Genomic DNA, 17,366 nt, shown 5'->3' on the forward strand with positions numbered 1-17,366 from the left:
TGACATCCGCGCTTTCAACTATTACGGAGTTCCTGGGCCAATCAGATGAGCGGACCGCTCTTCGCTATGTCCAGCACGCGCAGAAGAGGCGAATTGTCGGCAAGTACAACGACCTCTATGGGCAATGGCTACTTGAGCTTACTCAGCATGAGACTCCCTGAGCCTCTCATTATTCCTCGCCCCAAGGCTGGCAGATCTTTGCCATGGGATCTCTCCAGGCTGGCCTTCATCGGTGCCGCCAAGCGCCCGACCATGACGGTTGATACAGAGATACGCTCGGGGAAGTTTGGGAAATACGATGTCCTGCGATACGAACTTCTTAAATCCATTCACAAACACATAGTAGAGAGGCATGCCCTTGGCGAACTGGCTGACTCCACGCGCGAAACAATCTTTAACACGCTCAGGACGTTCTTTAGCTACTGCGACCGAGAGTCAGTCCAAGTCTCTCCAAAAACATTCTTCATCGCTGTCCAACGTTGGACCAGATCGTTCAAAACAGCTTCCCGGCACGATCTCGCGCAGCAGCAGTACGTCGTTAGAATTCTAGCCGGCGTAACCGGGCAAGACTCAACACTGCTGTTGAAGTCATTTGGGGTCTCCAAGCGCGGAGCAGCCTTGGCGTTGAAGACTAACGATGCGAGAAGCGAAGTCGTTCAGCAATACGTCGCAGACCTCATCTCGCTTATCGACTGCCTCCAACCAGATAAGCTCTACGCGCCCCTGCCATTGCCAATCCAAGTCAGGAAGAGTGGCCCGATCTACTACCACTACTCTGGGACGTGGAGGTCGACGTCGACCAAGTACAGCTACGATGTCGCAAGACGACAAAGGACCCTAGAGGGCACGAGCCTACATCGCAGGTTCCCTCTACTTAACCTTAGGGTCACTGCAGAGGCATTCCTATTCATAGCAATGACCGGAATGAATCTTGCTGAAGTTCAAAAGATGAAGGTGGAGCAGTACAGCAGACGGTCCACTGGAGATCACTACGAATTCAGGGAGTTCAAGGCTCGCGCCGGGCATGACGTATTGTTCACCATCCCCAAGCCATACCTGCCCATCTTTTCTGCCTATCTGAAATTTCGCTCAGCCCATTTGGCCGAATTCAAGTCAGACCTGCTCTTCCCAATCTATCAACGAGGCGGCCCGGCAAGTCGAAAATTCCACAGTGGCAACCTAAGAACCATCTTCAATGAACTTGGCGTTCCGTTCATTACGACCGTCGAACTCAGAAAGATCAAGTCCAATAGCATCATGGAGGTAAGCGGAGATCCGGACACGGAGTCGCTGATCCTCCAACACAGCCGTGAAACGTTCGCCAAGAACTATGTGCGTAGAAGCCCGCAACGAGCGGCGAGTGAATTCACTGCGTTCTTCAAGTCAGAAGTGGCCGCGCTTCGAGTGTCGCGTGCGGTTGACGGTGCGCCATGCACACAGAAGGACAACCCCAAGCCATTGACGATAGCTTCGCCCGATGCCCCCACTCCCAACTGCGACACCATGGCAGGATGCCTCTTCTGTGAAAACTACAAGGGAGTGTCGAGTCTGGACTACATATGGAGATTGAAGAGCTACCTCCAGCTGAAGCGACTCGAACTCAAAAGTCATCTCTATCCAAACAGAGAGCATTCGCGGCCGATACTTGAGACCATGCGCCGCATCCGATCAATCGTCCGTGCCTTCTCGCAGAAGAACAAGCAACACGAGGCATGGGCACAGATCGCAGATCGCAAGGTGACTGACGGAAAGTTCCATCCATCCTGGGATCTTCTAATTAGATTCGCGCAGGGAGATGCTTAATGCTCACTTCCCGACTGATATCGAAACACCGTGATGTTCCTCTGCCTGGCGGCCTTGCCAGCATCCACGACGTGCCACCCGATTTCGTCGTCTCCTACAAATCAGATGGCTCACCTTGCAGTCGATACGGAGACAACTGTTGGATATTCTCCGCATATCACACGTCATCGATCTCCATACGGTTCGCCAATGATGGGAACACGGATGATCTAGAGCAAAGCAACGCAGCTGCGGCGAAAGTCGTAGTACTGGCACTACTCTATGTTGGCCACCACCCCCTCGGGGCCGGCAGCCTCCAAACCAAATGCAGCCGCCTAAGGGAGATCCTCAAGGCTTGCAACTCCACACGAACTCTGATCTCGGAGTTTGGAAATTCAAATAAATGCCAGGCGGACCTTCGAAAGCGAATCCGCCCCAGCTCACTTGGATCCACGCCACTGCTTATGCATGAACTGGCCCTTCTAAGTGAAGAAATAGGCTTTACGCTTTGCCCGCCGGCGCTCATCCCAAGCTTCTACCCAACAGGATATTCAGCCAATCAAACACTCTACATCCCTAATCGGATTCATTCTTACGTCTTGAATCAATGCGATGCGATTGTGTCGCTCGCAATCAGTCATATCGACCTACTTAAAAATGCAATACGTAGCCAACTACACGAGGCGTTCAACCTTGCCCCGGCACCAGGCACCCAACTTGCTACGGAAGATCTTTCCGCGTTACCTGCGAGACTAGTGGGTATCTTCGACACCGTATACGGCACGCTGGAGCACCGACATCCATTCCTGACCTACATCACAGCGATACGGGATGCCGCCCTGATCTTGCTGTGCGCGCATAGCGGCATGCGCATCTCAGAGGCTCGCGAACTCAAGCGCGGGTGCCTCCGCCAGCATCAGGACGCCGCCATCGGACCGGCAAATTTGATAGTCGGAGTACCCGCAAAGATACATCCTATGACGGAATCCACTTGGATATGTAGCGACTTGGCTGCAAAGGCAATCCAAGTACTTGAAGCCATTTCCTTGGTTCATCATGAAATGCGCGACACCAAACTGGTCTCAGGAAGCTTCAGCAACTGGCTCTTTACGTCCGTCCTGGGCTGGAAGAAGAAGCGATACAGTATCGACCCACCGCGGGTTTCAATGATCGAAAGGATCAACTATCCGTGGCTTTTTGATCCTGAGACCCTGAAGGTCACTGAAGACGACCTTAGAGTATCCGAACTCATCAACGGAAGCTCTGGAGGGCGTGTTGTACTTGGGAAGGTGTGGCCGTTCTCCTTCCATCAGCTGAGACGGACATTGGTAGTGAATGCCGTACGCTCAGGGACAGTCGCGCTCGGCTCCATCCAGCTTCAGTTGAAGCATCTACACCTTGGAATGACCGAGTACTACGTGCGCGGATACCACAGCCTCTCGCTCAACGAATCGATGCGCACTGAGCTTGCGGAGGAGCTGGCTAATGAGGCGGCCCGAGTCGCGAAGGAACTTGCTGACTCGAAGCACTTTTCTTCCCATGGATCAGCCCACAAGGATCACCTTCTAGAGTTGATCAGCACCTCAGACCTAAAGGGGCTTGCGAAGCTCGCTAACCAGGGCGCGCTTTCCGTGAGGCCCACTTTGCTAGGTGTCTGCCTGAAGAGGGGCAACTGCGAGTATGGCGGTTATGACACACTTTCCCATTGCGTGACATGCCCCGAAGCACTACTGAACAAGGAGCATGTAGTACGTGCAGAGAGGTTGATTGCTCACAGCGAGCCTCTACTGGTGGCACTACGCCCTTCCGGCGATAGCCCAAGGATGCGGGCGCTTGAGGGCCAAGTTTCCGCGCTTAGAGACTTCATCATCAGAGTGAGATCCAATGAGTAATGAGCCTCCCCTGCTTGAAAGATTGAAAGCCGCATTCGATAGACTGAAATCGGGTCGGCCAGTGGTATTGCCACCTGGAGCACTCGTTAGTCAGAACAACGTCGCTAGAGAAGCGGGCGTACCCCCTGCTCATTTTAAGAAGTCTCGCTTTGGACCCCTGATTGCCGAGGTCCAAGCCCATGTTGCCCAGAGAGACGGAGTACTACTCAGTGAGCGAGCCAAGACCAACTCGCTCGTGCTAAAGCTGGCAGATGCGGTCGCGCGAATCAACGAGCTGGAATCGGAACGCGACCATCTACGCTCGCTTCTGCTTAGCGCAGAAATGAAGTTGGCCGAGCTAGCTCGCCGTTGATAACAGGCGGTGAGCTCTGAACCTTGTGCGTTCCTCAACATGCGGTAGTTTTGTGCGTGGATCTAGCTCAGGCCCCCGGAGAATCCTCAGCCATGCTTGGCGTGCGCCCCCCTGTTAGCTATCGCAGCCACAAGGCGAGGAGGTACTGCCACACCGGGGGCGCAAGCGTGACTTGCGTCACAACCCTTCCGGTGACTATAGTCGGCCACAAGGGAGGACGAGGCTAGGGACGGAAACTATGCCAAATTGTGTTCGGGAGAGACAGAATTCCGAGGATGCGCTTCGACTCCTACGAGCGAGAGCGCGCATCCACGCTGGTGTTAAACGAGCTCAGCGCTACTACTTTATATTCGTTTTCCTCCTCCCAGTAGTCTCTATTGTCACCACATCTACACCCTGCCTGTCGGGCGGCACAAAGTGGGTTAGCTTAGTGGCGCTCATGGTGGGTGCATCGGATGCTTTGTGGATAGATCGATGGCGCCGAGGCCGGATTAAGCTGTCGGCCAGACTGCAAGAGCAGTTCGACACGACAGTACTTGACCTTCCGTGGAACGCATTCGTCGCCGGTCACAGGGTTGATGCCGAGGAAGTAGAGCGCTATGGCAGCAAACCGCTCATGGCTGCACGGGAGTCGGAACTGCGGGACTGGTATCCGCAATCAGTGGATCCGCTGCCGATGAGTAGTGCCCGTCTAGTTTGTCAGCGCACGAACCTCTGGTACGACTCGAACCTACGAGACGACTACCAGCGCTGCCTGAAGGCACTCGGCTGGCTCTACCTAGCAGTGCTGATCGTGATCTCACTCCAGAAGCCGTTGGTTGATGTGATCCTGACAATGCTCGTTCCCTTCGGGCCCTTCGCTCTCTGGATCATCAGAGAGTCGCAGCGCCAAGGTGACACCATTGCCTTGGTCGCGCGCCTGAAAGGAGAGGTTGACGGCTCACTAGATAAGTTTCAGCCGAATGATGACGCTGTCAAACTTGAAGCAAGAGCGCGGCAGCTGCAGGACGCCATTTTCTCTCATCGTGCATCTAGCCCTCTAGTAAGTGACCTCGTCTACTTCTTCAGGCGTGAGAAGCTCGAGCAGGAGATGCAGGCCGGTGCAAAGGACTTCATTAAGAGGCTCAATGCAGGGAACAGTTTGAAATGAAGAATCTCAACCATTTCAACTCATTTCTTGCGAACGTCGTCAATCTCAATAGTACTCGGCTGGATCAGCTGGAAAACTCCTTTGCAGCAATCGAAGTCTTCCTCAGAAATTCGAACTACGTACCAAGGATCGTCCGACTCTACAAGCACGGGTCATGGGCCCACCAGACCATCATTCGCCCTCTCGATGGTCGACCATTTGATGCCGACGTCATTCTTTTTGTCAGACCTGTAGAGGGATGGACTGCGGCAGACTATGTAGACCAGCTGGCTCGCACATTCGAATCAAGTCCTCGTTACGCGGACAAAGTTAGGCGCTATCCCTACTGCGTGACCCTTGAGTACGCTGGCGATCGAAAAATGGACATTGCCCCCTGCGTTATCGATCGCCTGTATCCCGATTCCAAAGAGGTGTGCAACCGGCGCGACAACGCCTTCCAAGCATCAATGCCGGAAGAGTACACGTCTTGGTTGCGCGACAAGAACTCAATCAGCGGCAACAACTCATTTCGCAAGGTCACTCGGCTCGCCAAGTATCTTCGAGACTACAAGGGAACCTTTACCTGTCCGTCCTTCCTTTTCACCACCCTACTCGGTGAGCGCATTCACGAGGTCGATCGGTACGGGAATGACTTCAGCGATGTTCCAACCTCCCTGAGAACTCTCTTTCGCCGCCTGGATGACTGGCTTCAGGAGAACTACTACCCGCCCCATGTGCCAAACCCCGTACTTCCCGCAGAAGATCAGGCCTCCGAGTGGAGCGAGGAACAGTATCGAAACTTCCGCAATGCGATCCATCGGTATAGACAGTGGATTGATGCAGCGTTCGATGAACAGGACTCGGATCAAAGCATTGAGCTTTGGCGGCGAATCTTCGGTGACTCATTCGCCCTGGTTCGCCAACCGGTGATCGCCATGGAGGCCGGCTTGGTTGATGCTGATGCCCAACTGGATGATGTCGAAGCGCTTAGGATCGGCGGGCTACAGATGGTGCCAGTGGAGGTTCTCGAGCCAGGTCATCGCCAACAACCGCCGTGGCCTCTAGCCAACTTTCGTTTGCCAGCGAGTGTCTCGGGCTATCTGGTCGATGCCGCTGGCATCCGCTTGCGGACGGTAAGAAGCGGTGAGCCAATGGCCCCAAATCAAGACATCCGCTTTGAGGCAAAGCTAGGGGGGGTACAGCCCAATGACACCTATAGGACCATGTGGCGAGTGACTAACACAGGCGAAGCCGCTAGACGAGTTCGCAACCTTCGTGGCGGTTTCGACCATTCTGATCAGCCCCACAGCCGGCGCGAAACACTCAGCTATCGCGGAGTCCACCAGATCGAGGCCTTCATCTTAAATGCAGATGGCCAGATTGTTGGATTCAGCCAGCCCTTCTACGTTGCAATTGAATAGCCCAATTTCCGCTCAACATGGCAAGTTGGCTTTTCGTCCCTGCCCTTGGCGAAAGTTGGCCTCTCAATCGTCCTGCGGAACCGTCCAAGAAGCACCGCATATCATGTCTGGATCGGCTGATTGAACCCGCCGATTCCCCTGAGATGATCAGACAGGCAATCCGGCCGGGCCCTAGATGGGCGCATTCAAGCTCTTGCAGCCCGTTGCGATCGAGATAGGAGTCAGTGAACACGAGCCGCTCACAGCCATTTCCTGCATCACTGGGCGAAGCCTTGCGCCGTGCCCTGAAGGGATTCCACTCGCTATCCTTTCACATGATCCGCCCAAGCTCGTATGAACGACTCCTGCTCCTGGGTTTCAATAGCACCGGGGCGCACTTCTCTTACTTTGGCCATCGCGTCGTCACCATTACTGGCCGCACGGCTCTCCAAGAGAAGCATAGATGCCACCGTGCCTGCTCGACCGAGGCCGCCCTTGCAATGAACAACAATCTTCGCACCATCTAGGAGTTCGGCAGAGAACATCGGTCCCAGTGTCCTCCAGCGCTCCAACAGACGCCCATCCGGCGCAGCTCCGTCGGTGATAGGAAGGCCGTGCCAGACTAGCCCTAGCTCCGCAGCACGCTGGGGCAGGGATGAAATCCGAAGTTCCTCAAACTCCCACGGCTCGATCAAAGTGACTAGATGTCGCGCCCCCCAACGTCTGATCACGCCTAGGTCTAGGTCAAGGTTTCTCGCCCAAGCGCCGGTCATTGCGACTTCTTGATACTTGCCAGGCGCGAAGGTAAGCCCAATCTCCCCGCCGCGGCTTCCGACTGGAATGGCACATACATTCAATGGATCAGTAAGACTTGTCTTGAACATTGAAGCGCTCCTAATCAGGGACGCCCGGCTAGACCTTCAGTTAATCCACGCCAAGGGCTCCTACCCAAGCGGGACATAGGCGATGTAGAAATGAAATCCGCCCAATCTGAACGATGACTTTCTATTCGCTCCGAAGCGACTTTTCTGCCAGCGCGTTGGTAGTCAAGTCGCCGCTTGCGACCTATGGAGAAGCCGCAAAACCAGACCTAACCTAATGAAATATGATTAACCACTAAAGAAATTAATGATTATCAAAAGTATGAGATCCACCCTTTGTTTTCACCCACATCATTTCCACGAGTCAACTTTCATTAATAATATTCACCCAAAGAACCCACCACCCCGCGTAAAAGTGGGAGGACCTTGCTGGATCTCTAGTTTTACCATCCCAGCGGCGCACTGCTCATTGTAATAGTCCAACAACGATTGAAGCTCAGCACACTGATACTCTTTCGATCTAAACCGGTACATGCATTTTCTCAAAAGCGGACTTCGCGACAGATAGTAATCATGAAGCGCCGAAGGATCGCACTCCACTCCCGACACTTGAATCATCGACCCATAGGGCAAGAAATAGCGCGGATCATTGTTTCTGTGATATTCGCCTGAGCCATTAAAATCAAATAGCACGTTCGGAGTATGGTAGTCGTAAGATTCAGGAGATAGAGGATCAGAGACAAGGCCGTCCCACTTGCAATGTAGACGAGCCCCCCTCCCCACGGGCTGGGTATTGGAAACTTGCCCAAGCACACCGCAAAAATTCATTCCGCCGTCGTAGCTTCGAAAATTGTAGTGGCTGCGAAAAGTCTGAGAGACAACCATCTCCAGCGCAACCGCAGGGCTGGTGATGTGATAAATGTCAACAACAGCGTAAGACGTTTTGTGCTGAGTCATACCACCCCCTTCAATAGTGAGCACTTCCTATTGTTAATTATAACAGGAATATTACAATATAGTCAGCACCCATTACTCAATAAAGGAAATGAACGTGCCTCCATAACTTCAAGGAATACTTTAAATGGACATAAATTATACAATTATTATCATCATAGCAATTATCGCCAATGCCCCAACGGATAACCTCAAGGTTATCGTCGAAATTCTGAGAGAGGTCCGCAGGATAATTGGTTGAAATGCCAATCGAAAATTCCGGCACACAGCCTGATTTAGAATTTAGCCTGCAACCCCAATGCTCCACCCAATCATCCTGCGCGGCGATAGAAGCCCCCTTCCGCTAATGGCGGCGGGGGCGTCGGGCCATTGGTGAGACCAATCTGTACCGGACTGTAGGCCAATTGAAACGTATTAAGCAGCCTGGTAGAAAATATAGGCCCAAACATCCGCGGAATTTAAAGGCCTGCCCAAGACTGACAGCAACGGCCCCCGGCATCTATGTTCTTATCTTCTGGCGATTAGATTTGAGCGTGCCATTACTAGATGTCTAGCGACAGAAGCCATAGCTAAATCTCCGTCAAAGAAGTCAATGAACCATGTATCGCGGAAAGTGAAGTCATCGGGAAGGCTCATCAACTGATCGTGCAATGTACTAATAGTTTCGGCCAACACTTTCGCTCCAAATTCGGTCAACCCGTCGTCCCTGAGCGGTGTTCCATCCAGGCATCGCTTCGCAGATTGTCTGACCAGCACCCCTATAGGATTGGATCGACTGTCGGCCTGGGAGAAGCGAACGATATGGTTGACTAGGCGCTGACTCCGCTTCTTCAAGAAGACACGAATTTTCTCTGCGCGGCCTTCGCCAAGATTGGCAAAGGATCTAAATTCTTCCAGCGCGTCCTTGGCAAAGGCCTTGTCGCGGTGCCTCATCACTCGGGCCATCACAGTGTGCATACGGTCGTGCATATAACCGCTTGCGAAGATGTCTCCAGTGAAAAAGTCCCTGTCAAAATCACTGATCAGGGCGTAATCAAATTCCAAGACCTTCCAGTCATTGCCAAAATGGTTCTCCAACGGATCCACATGTACGATAACCGTACGATCAGCACTATGCTGACCCACATGTCCCAATGACACGATGAAGGTCAGCGCGTCAAGCAGCGATATGTAGGCCAGAAGCCGACCACGGCTGATACAGATGATGATCGTATGGCCTAGCTTGGTCGGATGAATGACCTCAGGTGGCGATTCGATAACGCGAGACCAGTACACGAATTCACGGGCAGGCACTGGAGGGTGAACTCGATCATCTTCTTGGTATTGGGCACCGCTTCGTAGCATCTCTTTGATGGAAGCCAAGGATGGCAGGCGTGCCACGTCTCGCCAGTAATGCGCTACGAATGTCAGTGCAAGGTAAGCGATTGAGCGCATACCATCTTCGCCCCCAAGCACGAGTTGAAAGCCATAAGGCTCAGTGACATACCTTTGCACTGGCTCCGTGGTCTTGATGACTGTGAGCTCAAGGCCCATTTGCTTGGCATATTTTTTCAATGCCGGGATATGCACTGGATCAATCTCCAGATTCGAGAGTTCGCCGATCTTCATTTCGTTGAGGATTGCGGCTATGTCTGGTAAGTGACCAATCTCAGCGCCTTCTATTGAGTAGGTCTCCTCGTCGCTACCCAGGATCACAGCAGGCTTGAAATCGCCCCGATCGGGTTTGACCTTGAGCAACCCATTGAAGATGGCAAGCTGCCTCTGAAGAACGTCTACGTGAGATCCCAACCCGTGGTTGTGCTTCTTACAATAAATACCTTTGTCCTTACGGCGTCCGCCCAGAGCAGATGGAAAAACGTGCTCACCGGTCTCCGTCGGCTTCCCGCAAATGATGCAATCCCTTGGCCGTTTGGACATCTACCTCTCCTTCGAGGTCTTTGTATTTTTATGGTAAGCAAGCCATTATCGACTATTGAATGATGGCCAGCATTGGGAATCGGTGCAGGCGAATGAGAAAGCTCGTCAGCCAAAGACCACGTGGGCATTCAGGCTGGCACTACGAACCGGGTGCCTACGAACGTTCATGGCATTGCCCGCTGTGTCTAGCGCATACTTGCGGCATTGGATAGCACCGAGCCGAGCTGGAAATTCTGGCTAAAGAACCTTGGCTACCGACGCCTCCCGTGCTGAATGATGCGAACGCACTGATCGGCAGCTTGGACAGCAAGGACTGTGTTCTTCCGCTATCCCGCTGAGGTCAACGTCAGCCAGTGAAACAACCAGCAGTGGTCCGCGCTGGCTGCAACTGATTGAAGCTACGCCATGGCGTGTTCCGAGTTCAACCTTCTTCGCACGCACCCTCCACCGCCTCCCAAATTGTCTCGACATTCCTCAGAGGCATGGTGGTGTTGACCGAGCCAGTTCTGCTGACGGTAAGGCGGGATCTTGTGCCAGGCAGATCGGGGAGTACCATGTCGATCTTGCCTATACATGCCCTATGCTGAGGGTAAAGCCTCAGCGCACGTGCAAGCGCGTCGAGTTGATCTGAAACAGCTATGTCTGCGATCACGTTCTCAGCCAGTTGAGCGCCAGCGATCTTCACCGCCCTGACATGGCAACGACCAACCTCTGACTCCACCAGGCGCTTAAAGCTGATGAGATTCAAGCGGGGAACCTGCACAGAGACGTCGTCGTTAAGCAGCATTGCTACAAACATGACGAAGTCACTGATAGATCTTGGTGGATCGACGATGGCAATACCGCAAGATGTCGGTCGTAGTCTGAAGCTAGTGATAGCGAATCCCATTCGCTCGACGGTGGACGATCCGCCGTTCGCGGAGAACTCCTGCTCCTCGTATGCGAACCTCTGTATGTAGCGCCCCTCAACAAGGCTGCTGGTGGCCTTTGTCAATCGGACGCCGCGGCCAGTTTCTTCGCTGAAACTTTCTGATTCCATCCGCTTTCTTAGCAGTTGGAACTGTTTCGGAGAAGCGGACCACTGATAGAAACGATATCGACTAGTCATCCTCGCTGACCTCATCTGATGTTGTGTCCACTTCACTCAGCTCAGGCGCGCCTGCCTCTAAAATTTCGAGGTCTGGAGTCGTACTAGCGCACCCAACTCCAAAATCGTCGCCTTCACCACTGTCGTCGACCGCTTCTTCTGTGGCCTTGGGCTCCACAGCTACGAGCGCTGCTCTCGAAGCTTGTTCCAGAAGCTTCATGTAATGGGAGTTCTCAATTTCGGTGCAGGCTCTGGGCGTCTTCACGAACTCCAAGCCGTCACCACTCTTCTTCCTGTCGACTACGCCCTTAACCTTGTAGCGGAATCCACTGCACTCCTGCGAATTCTCAAACGCGGCCTCAAACTGGACGATCTTCCCCTTCTCGGAGTCTTCCTCGCTAGTCCACTCCATCCCATAGAGAAAGAAGTGCTTCTTCAGCATCTGAAATTCGGGGCTGGTCAGAAGTGAGGCTCCTCGGAGGATGGCACCTCTCACCTCATTTCCGACGAACTCAAGGTCAACCTTTTCCTCTAGATCAGCGGCAGAGTGCTCCCCATCAGCATCCTCGACCTCAATGTCGGCACCCTCGCTTTCAAATGAGTTAGAGGCTATAGCAGGGGAGTCCTTGCCCATGCCCGCGTCAAGCATGGAGCGTTCCACTTGGACCTTGCTGACGTCGGATAGTTTCATCCCGCCCACACCCCGAATGAGGCTAAGGAAGAATGCCGTTCGACTCTCGCCGCTTGTCAGATGCGAGAGATCAATTTTGCGCGCCTCCACAGGTTCCTTCTTGCAAGCCGCCAGCGCCTTCATCAGCTCATCTGCTACTGCAGACATCCGTTCGTTGGCCTCATGCCTCATGCTGAGTCCATGAGAGCCCATTTCGAGCCTAATCGATCCGTCGCGCGTGCGCTTCTGCCGGAGGCGAGTCTTCGCAGGATCCAGCTCTGAGTAAGTGGCGGCAAGGTGAAAGGGCCCATCAGCGCTCTTTGAGAAAGTGAGAGAGTCCAATTGAGGCCCGACCGTGTTCTTGTTCAACGACTCAATTGCCTTGCGAACCTCTGCGTCCGAGAACTGTCCTGAGACGGTCGCCGAAGTGTATCGCTCGGTTCGATCAGCTCGCGCAGTTTTGTCCAGGAGCCAGTTCAGATCCTCTAGATCAAGTGTCCACATTGAGATCTGATCGAACAGGTGTTCCTTAGTTGCATCGTCAGAAACGATGATTCCACGGCGAAGCAAGAACTCCCTCAGAACGTCTAGCGTCAGGCGCTGGCGAGAGCTGTCTAGCAAATCGCGTATGTCCTTGTTGTCGGCAAAGTACATAGTCATTTGCGCTCTTCCATTCCCAGGTCCACCTTGCTAAACACCTTGATCACTTCCGTAATTGGCTCCAAGCTCACCTGTGCAAGTCGGTCGCGGATTTCCTTGAGGCCATTCACATCGGCCACATAGGCATCGACTGCTCTTTGGAAGATGGCAGGCGCTTTTTCAACCGCATTAGCCATACGAATTTTGATCTCCTCGCAGTTGCTCAGAAGCTGATACCTAAACAGGTAGTCCAAGAGATACTTGAACTCGTCCACTGTCTCTCCACTCCGCGAGTAGTAGATCAAGGCGCCAGTCGTCGCACTTCCCGTTTTGCTATCAGCAATGTACTCGCAGACAATTAGGGGACCACACAACGCCTCGACTGTTGCTGATCGCGCGCGAGGCTGTCGTGATGGCTCCCCGATCAGATCCGGATAGAAGAACCAGAACTTCGACTCATCCGAAGGCAGCTTCTTCTTCCCTCTGAGCACATGAATGTCGTTAGCAACTGTAGCCAAGTACGACACTACATGTGGCCCAATCACGTGCAGCATCGTCGATTCTTCAAGCCCAGCTTTTGCCGGGCTTGATTCAGCTAGCAGCTGATTGAAATCACCCTCGTACTCGTCGTCGTGGTTGTAGATGAAGAGCAGGCCTCGAACGTCGCTTTTAGTGTCCGGCGTCAAGTAGAGGTTTTGCCAAGATTCGCTGATCCCTGCACAGGCCGCAGACATTCCTAGAGATGCAATCGCCTTCTTTAGCTGCTGCTTTGTGATCGATCCCTTAGCGAAGCTTTTAAGATCGGTCGTAAAGTAGATCGTTGAGTCCGAGTAGGGATGCTTGTATCTAAAAACCACATCACTCGGATGTGTCTTCTTCGCATGATCCGCTGTAACGCAACCCCAGTCCTGATCGCTAGGCAGAATTCTCTCCCAGCCAAACACCTCAAAGATGTCTTCTGACACCCTTGCCGCCATCGTGGCTATATTCGAAGTCTCAGACATCTCTCCCCCTAGAGCATTCAGGTAATTGCATGCTCGGCCCAGGATTAGCGTCAAGCATGGTGCGCTCCATGCGCCCGCGGGAAGACTAGCCAATCACAACTAGCATTTCTAGCCGACCAAGGTCGCGGGAGCGGCGAGCTCATTCCCTCCCGATCGAGCCTAACGCGCTCGGACGTAGCTGATCATTGAAGATGCAAGCCACAAATTGCTCGGGAAAGCGGCTATCCGACCTAGGTTATTGAATCCACGTTTGAGAGGTGCACTCCTCCAAGTGAGGAGATTGACGTCTCAGACATTTTCTTGCAGCCGGCAATATCAGCAGGACTGCCCTCAAGTGGACCCATTGATGCTGAGGTGTTGAGAGATGCTCTCTAGCGCAGCCACCAGTCCGATGTCGCTCTCCTCATATGGAGCACAGAACTGCGGGATTTTGATCCAAAGGTGCTCTTGGCCAGGATGGACGTATGCCCCATAGTCATCAAGCAAAAGGGCATCCCCCACGTCGTCAGACACGAATCGGAGGTCTTTAGTCCTTCCATGCCAGTTGACATACTGAACCGATCGGAACCACGGTGGCGCATGCCCCTCAGCTACTAGAAGATCTGCGATTTCCCTAAATAGCGGTTCTGGGACTGAGCTGAAGACTACCAAGCGCTCAAACCTCTTCTCAACATAGCTTAGAAATCTAAGTAGTCCTGGCCTAGGGATCTGGCTAATCGCATTCGAGATGAGCGTCCCTTCAACATCCAATGCTAGTGTGCTTGGTCGCATGATTTCTCCATCTGGATGCGTCGGACTTCTGCGTTACTTGGACGGTCAATAGAGCTACTTTTTCGCCTTCAGTAGCAGTGCCTGCTCTGAGATGAAAGCTTGCATGGAGTACCGGGAGACCAGTACCGCGCGCGGCAGCACGCAGCCGAGCTGATTGCACAAAGATTTTGCGTATGCAAGCTGAGCGCCTGTTGGTGGCCTAATGTCCCAGTCGGTCACGTTGGGAAGAATTCTTCCCAACTCCTCAGCGAGTCGGCTTCGGAATTTCGTGCAGTCGCCATCCGCCTGGGCGCGCAGTACTTGCCTCAGGACCTGCTCGTGCCCTAGCGGAGACAGAGGGATCTCGATTGTGAAATCGAGCTCGGGACAAACGAAGTAGAAGGACATCACGTGGGTCGGCCGATACTTTTAAGTAGACTACATCTAAGGGCGTAGCGTTAAAAGTATCCCCTCCCTAGCGTTGCCTCATGCACGAGGCCGCACTTCTCAAAGCTCTGGGGTCCGCAATCCGGCTCAGGCGAATTCAGCTTGGCAAGAGTCAGGAGAGCTTCGCCGACCAGATCGGTATGCACCGGGCTTACTACAGCGCGATAGAGAGAGGCGAGAAGAACATCACGCTGACCACTCTGGAGCGGCTCGCACATGGGCTCGATGCGGCTCTGTCAGACCTCTTTATCGAAGCAGATCGATAGTGGTGCTATCACGAGGTCGACCTGAATTTGCGCAACTTATATGCGAGAGTTCAGTAGCTGATGCCACAAGGCACAGGTCCTTGTACGGGTATGGACACCCCATGACTTCAGCTTAATGCTTATAAATCATGAACTTAAAGTCCGCCCACACCCGACCTTGTAATGTGTGCGCCGGCACCATCAATGCCGCCCCGGTCTATCCCCGCGAGGTGGTGCGTCGAGCCCTGCTGCACAATGCGGCAGCGGTGATCCTCAGCCACAATCATCCTTCCGGCGACCCCGAGCCCTCCGGCGCCGACACCCGCATCACCGATGAACTGCAGCAGGCGCTGGCACTGGTGGACGTGCGCCTGCTCGACCACTTCGTGGTCGGCGAGGGCCGCCCCGTTTCATTTGCTGAACGGGGCCTGCTGTCCCCGCCCCAGCCGCGCCTGTTCGGCTGAACGGCCCTGGTCAGGGCCGGGCGGGCGCCCCGCAGGCATGTCCTGGTCAGCGTGGGCGCGGGCATCTGCGCTAAAATGGGCGATTCCGCCGCTCATTCTCACAGCAGGCCTCGTGAAAAATCTCCTCCGCGCCCTGATCAGCCAAGGCATCGAAGCCTTGCGCGCCAATGGCACCCTGCCCGCCGACTCCCTGCCGCCGGACTTCGTGGTCGAGCGCCCGAAGACCCGTGACCACGGCGACTTCGCCACCAACGCCGCGATGCTGCTGGCCAAGGCCGCGCGCAGCAATCCGCGCGCACTGGCACAGGCGCTGGTCGAGGCGCTGCCGCGCAGCGAGGACGTCAGCAAGGTCGAGATCGCCGGCCCCGGCTTCATCAACTTCCATCTGGCCCCGGCCGCGTACCAGCGCGAAACCGCCTCGGTCATCAAGGAAGCCCACGACTACGGCCGCAACCTGTCCGGCAATGGCCGCACGGTGGGCGTGGAGTACGTGTCGGCCAACCCGACCGGCCCGCTGCATGTCGGCCATGGCCGCGCAGCGGCGATCGGCGACTGCGTGGCCCGCGTGCTCGATGCCAACGGCTGGAACGCCAAGCGCGAGTTCTACTACAACGACGCTGGCGTGCAGATCGAGAACCTGGCGCTGTCCACCCAGGCGCGGATCAAGGGCATCGCACCCGATCAGGACGGCTGGCCGGAAGGCGGCTACCGCGGTGAGTACATCGCCGATGTCGCCCGCGCCTACATGGCCGGTGCCAGCGTCGACCTGGAAGGCAGCACCGTGGTCGGCGCCAAGGACCCGGACGACATGCAGGCAATCCGCCGCTTCGCCGTGGCCTACCTGCGCAACGAGCAGAACCTGGACCTGGCCGCGTTCGGTGTCGACTTCGACATCTACTTCCTGGAAAGCTCGCTGTACGCCGACGGCAAGGTTGCCGAAGCGGTGGCCAAGCTGCAGGCGTCCGGCCACACCTATGAGGAAGGCGGCGCGCTGTGGCTGCGCAGCACCGACTTCGGTGACGACAAGGACCGCGTGATGCGCAAGTCCGACGGCACCTTCACCTACTTCGTGCCGGACGTGGCCTACCACCTGTCCAAGTGGCAGCGCGGCTACGAGCGCGCGATCACCGAACTGGGCGCCGACCATCACGGCTCGCTGGCGCGCGTGCGCGCCGGCCTGCAGGCGATGGAAGTGGGCATCCCGCAGGGCTGGCCGGAATACGTGCTGCACCAGATGGTCACGGTCATGCGCGGCGGCGAGGAAGTGAAGCTGTCCAAGCGTGCCGGCAGCTACTTCACCCTGCGCGACCTGATCGAAGAAGCCGGCCGCGATGCGACCCGCTGGTTCCTGATCGCGCGCAAGCCCGATTCGCAGCTGACCTTCGACATCGACCTGGCGCGCCAGCAGAGCAACGACAATCCGGTGTTCTACGTGCAGTACGCGCACGCCCGTGTCTGCAGCCTGCTGCGCCAGGCGCAGGAAAAGGGCCTGGTGTACGAGCAGGGCAATGGCCTGGCCAACCTTGGCCACCTGGCCGACGATGCCTCGCTGCTGTTGATGAACGAGATCTCGCGCTATCCGGAAGTGGTGGAAGCGGCCGGCGTGGCGCTGGAGCCGCACCTGGTGGCGCAGTACCTGCGTGAATTGGCGCATGCCTTCCACACGTGGTATCACGGGACGCCGGTGCTGGTGGAAGACGCCGCCGATCGCAACGCCAAGCTGACCCTGGCCTGCGCGGCGCGCCAGGTGCTGGCCAACGGCCTCGAACTCCTGGGCGTGAGCGCCCCGGAAAAAATGTAAGCATCAGGAGAC

The 17,366-nt window shown here is 55.1% G+C and carries 13 protein-coding genes and 1 pseudogene; 7 read left to right on the plus strand and 7 right to left on the minus strand.

The genetic code is table 11. The features are described from left to right. Positions 1-147 precede the first annotated feature (147 nt). The 4 genes from J3A72_RS00140 to J3A72_RS00155 all read left to right on the plus strand — a co-directional run bounded on the left by J3A72_RS00140 (position 148) and on the right by J3A72_RS00155 (position 6,576). A complete protein-coding gene (locus J3A72_RS00140) occupies positions 148-1,803 on the plus strand; it encodes a hypothetical protein (RefSeq protein WP_140222789.1) in 1,656 nt (551 codons plus the stop codon). Next, the gene (locus tag J3A72_RS00145; protein WP_140222788.1) at positions 1,803-3,674 is read left to right on the plus strand and encodes a phage integrase family protein; all 1,872 of its coding nucleotides are present in this window, start codon (positions 1,803-1,805) and stop codon (positions 3,672-3,674) included. The genes J3A72_RS00140 and J3A72_RS00145 overlap by 1 nt, the downstream gene beginning before the upstream one ends. Positions 3,675-4,264: 590 nt before the next feature. Then, positions 4,265-5,176, plus strand: coding sequence for an S-4TM family putative pore-forming effector (locus J3A72_RS00150; RefSeq protein ID WP_172617725.1), 912 nt, complete (start codon positions 4,265-4,267; stop codon positions 5,174-5,176). After that, positions 5,173-6,576, plus strand: coding sequence for a nucleotidyltransferase (locus J3A72_RS00155; RefSeq protein WP_075076367.1), 1,404 nt, complete (start codon positions 5,173-5,175; stop codon positions 6,574-6,576). The genes J3A72_RS00150 and J3A72_RS00155 overlap by 4 nt, the downstream gene beginning before the upstream one ends. 302 nt (positions 6,577-6,878) lie before the next feature. On the opposite strand, the gene J3A72_RS00160 is transcribed toward J3A72_RS00155, so the two are convergent. The 7 genes from J3A72_RS00160 to J3A72_RS00190 all read right to left on the minus strand — a co-directional run bounded on the left by J3A72_RS00160 (position 6,879) and on the right by J3A72_RS00190 (position 14,418). Further along, complete coding sequence (locus J3A72_RS00160; RefSeq protein ID WP_075076368.1) at positions 6,879-7,439, minus strand: cyclin-dependent kinase inhibitor 3 family protein; 561 nt, start codon at positions 7,437-7,439, stop codon at positions 6,879-6,881. A 321-nt stretch (positions 7,440-7,760) separates the two neighbouring features. Next, positions 7,761-8,333, minus strand: coding sequence for a hypothetical protein (locus J3A72_RS00165; RefSeq protein ID WP_140222786.1), 573 nt, complete (start codon positions 8,331-8,333; stop codon positions 7,761-7,763). A gap of 504 nt (positions 8,334-8,837) precedes the next feature. After that, positions 8,838-10,247 (minus strand): HNH endonuclease, encoded by a 1,410-nt coding sequence (locus J3A72_RS00170; protein ID WP_075076369.1) that lies wholly within the window; start codon positions 10,245-10,247, stop codon positions 8,838-8,840. Positions 10,248-10,668: 421 nt separating this feature from the next. Then, a complete protein-coding gene (locus J3A72_RS00175) occupies positions 10,669-11,286 on the minus strand; it encodes a hypothetical protein (protein ID WP_075076370.1) in 618 nt (205 codons plus the stop codon). Positions 11,287-11,347: 61 nt separating this feature from the next. Next, positions 11,348-12,664 (minus strand): hypothetical protein, encoded by a 1,317-nt coding sequence (locus J3A72_RS00180; RefSeq protein WP_075076371.1) that lies wholly within the window; start codon positions 12,662-12,664, stop codon positions 11,348-11,350. After that, positions 12,661-13,647, minus strand: coding sequence for a hypothetical protein (locus J3A72_RS00185; protein ID WP_075076372.1), 987 nt, complete (start codon positions 13,645-13,647; stop codon positions 12,661-12,663). The genes J3A72_RS00180 and J3A72_RS00185 overlap by 4 nt, the downstream gene beginning before the upstream one ends. A gap of 330 nt (positions 13,648-13,977) precedes the next feature. After that, positions 13,978-14,418 carry an NIF family HAD-type phosphatase gene (locus J3A72_RS00190; protein ID WP_075076373.1) on the minus strand — a complete coding sequence of 147 codons (441 nt, stop codon included), beginning with the start codon at positions 14,416-14,418 and terminating at the stop codon, positions 13,978-13,980. A 467-nt stretch (positions 14,419-14,885) separates the two neighbouring features. On the opposite strand from J3A72_RS00190, the gene J3A72_RS00195 reads away from it, so the two are divergent. From J3A72_RS00195 to argS, 3 genes and pseudogenes are all read left to right on the plus strand, one after another. Then, positions 14,886-15,110, plus strand: coding sequence for a helix-turn-helix transcriptional regulator (locus tag J3A72_RS00195; RefSeq protein ID WP_075076375.1), 225 nt, complete (start codon positions 14,886-14,888; stop codon positions 15,108-15,110). 164 nt (positions 15,111-15,274) lie between these two features. Then, positions 15,275-15,553 (plus strand): annotated as a pseudogene (locus J3A72_RS00200) (JAB domain-containing protein); the annotation flags it as partial. Between the two features lie 112 nt (positions 15,554-15,665). Continuing rightward, on the plus strand, positions 15,666-17,354 hold the full coding sequence (gene argS / locus J3A72_RS00205; RefSeq protein ID WP_032961431.1) for an arginine--tRNA ligase: 1,689 nt from the start codon (positions 15,666-15,668) through the stop codon (positions 17,352-17,354). The last annotated feature ends 12 nt before the right edge of the window (positions 17,355-17,366 follow it).

It is taken from the genome of Stenotrophomonas sp. PvP093 (assembly GCF_017876915.1).
Lineage (GTDB): Bacteria > Pseudomonadota > Gammaproteobacteria > Xanthomonadales > Xanthomonadaceae > Stenotrophomonas > Stenotrophomonas muris.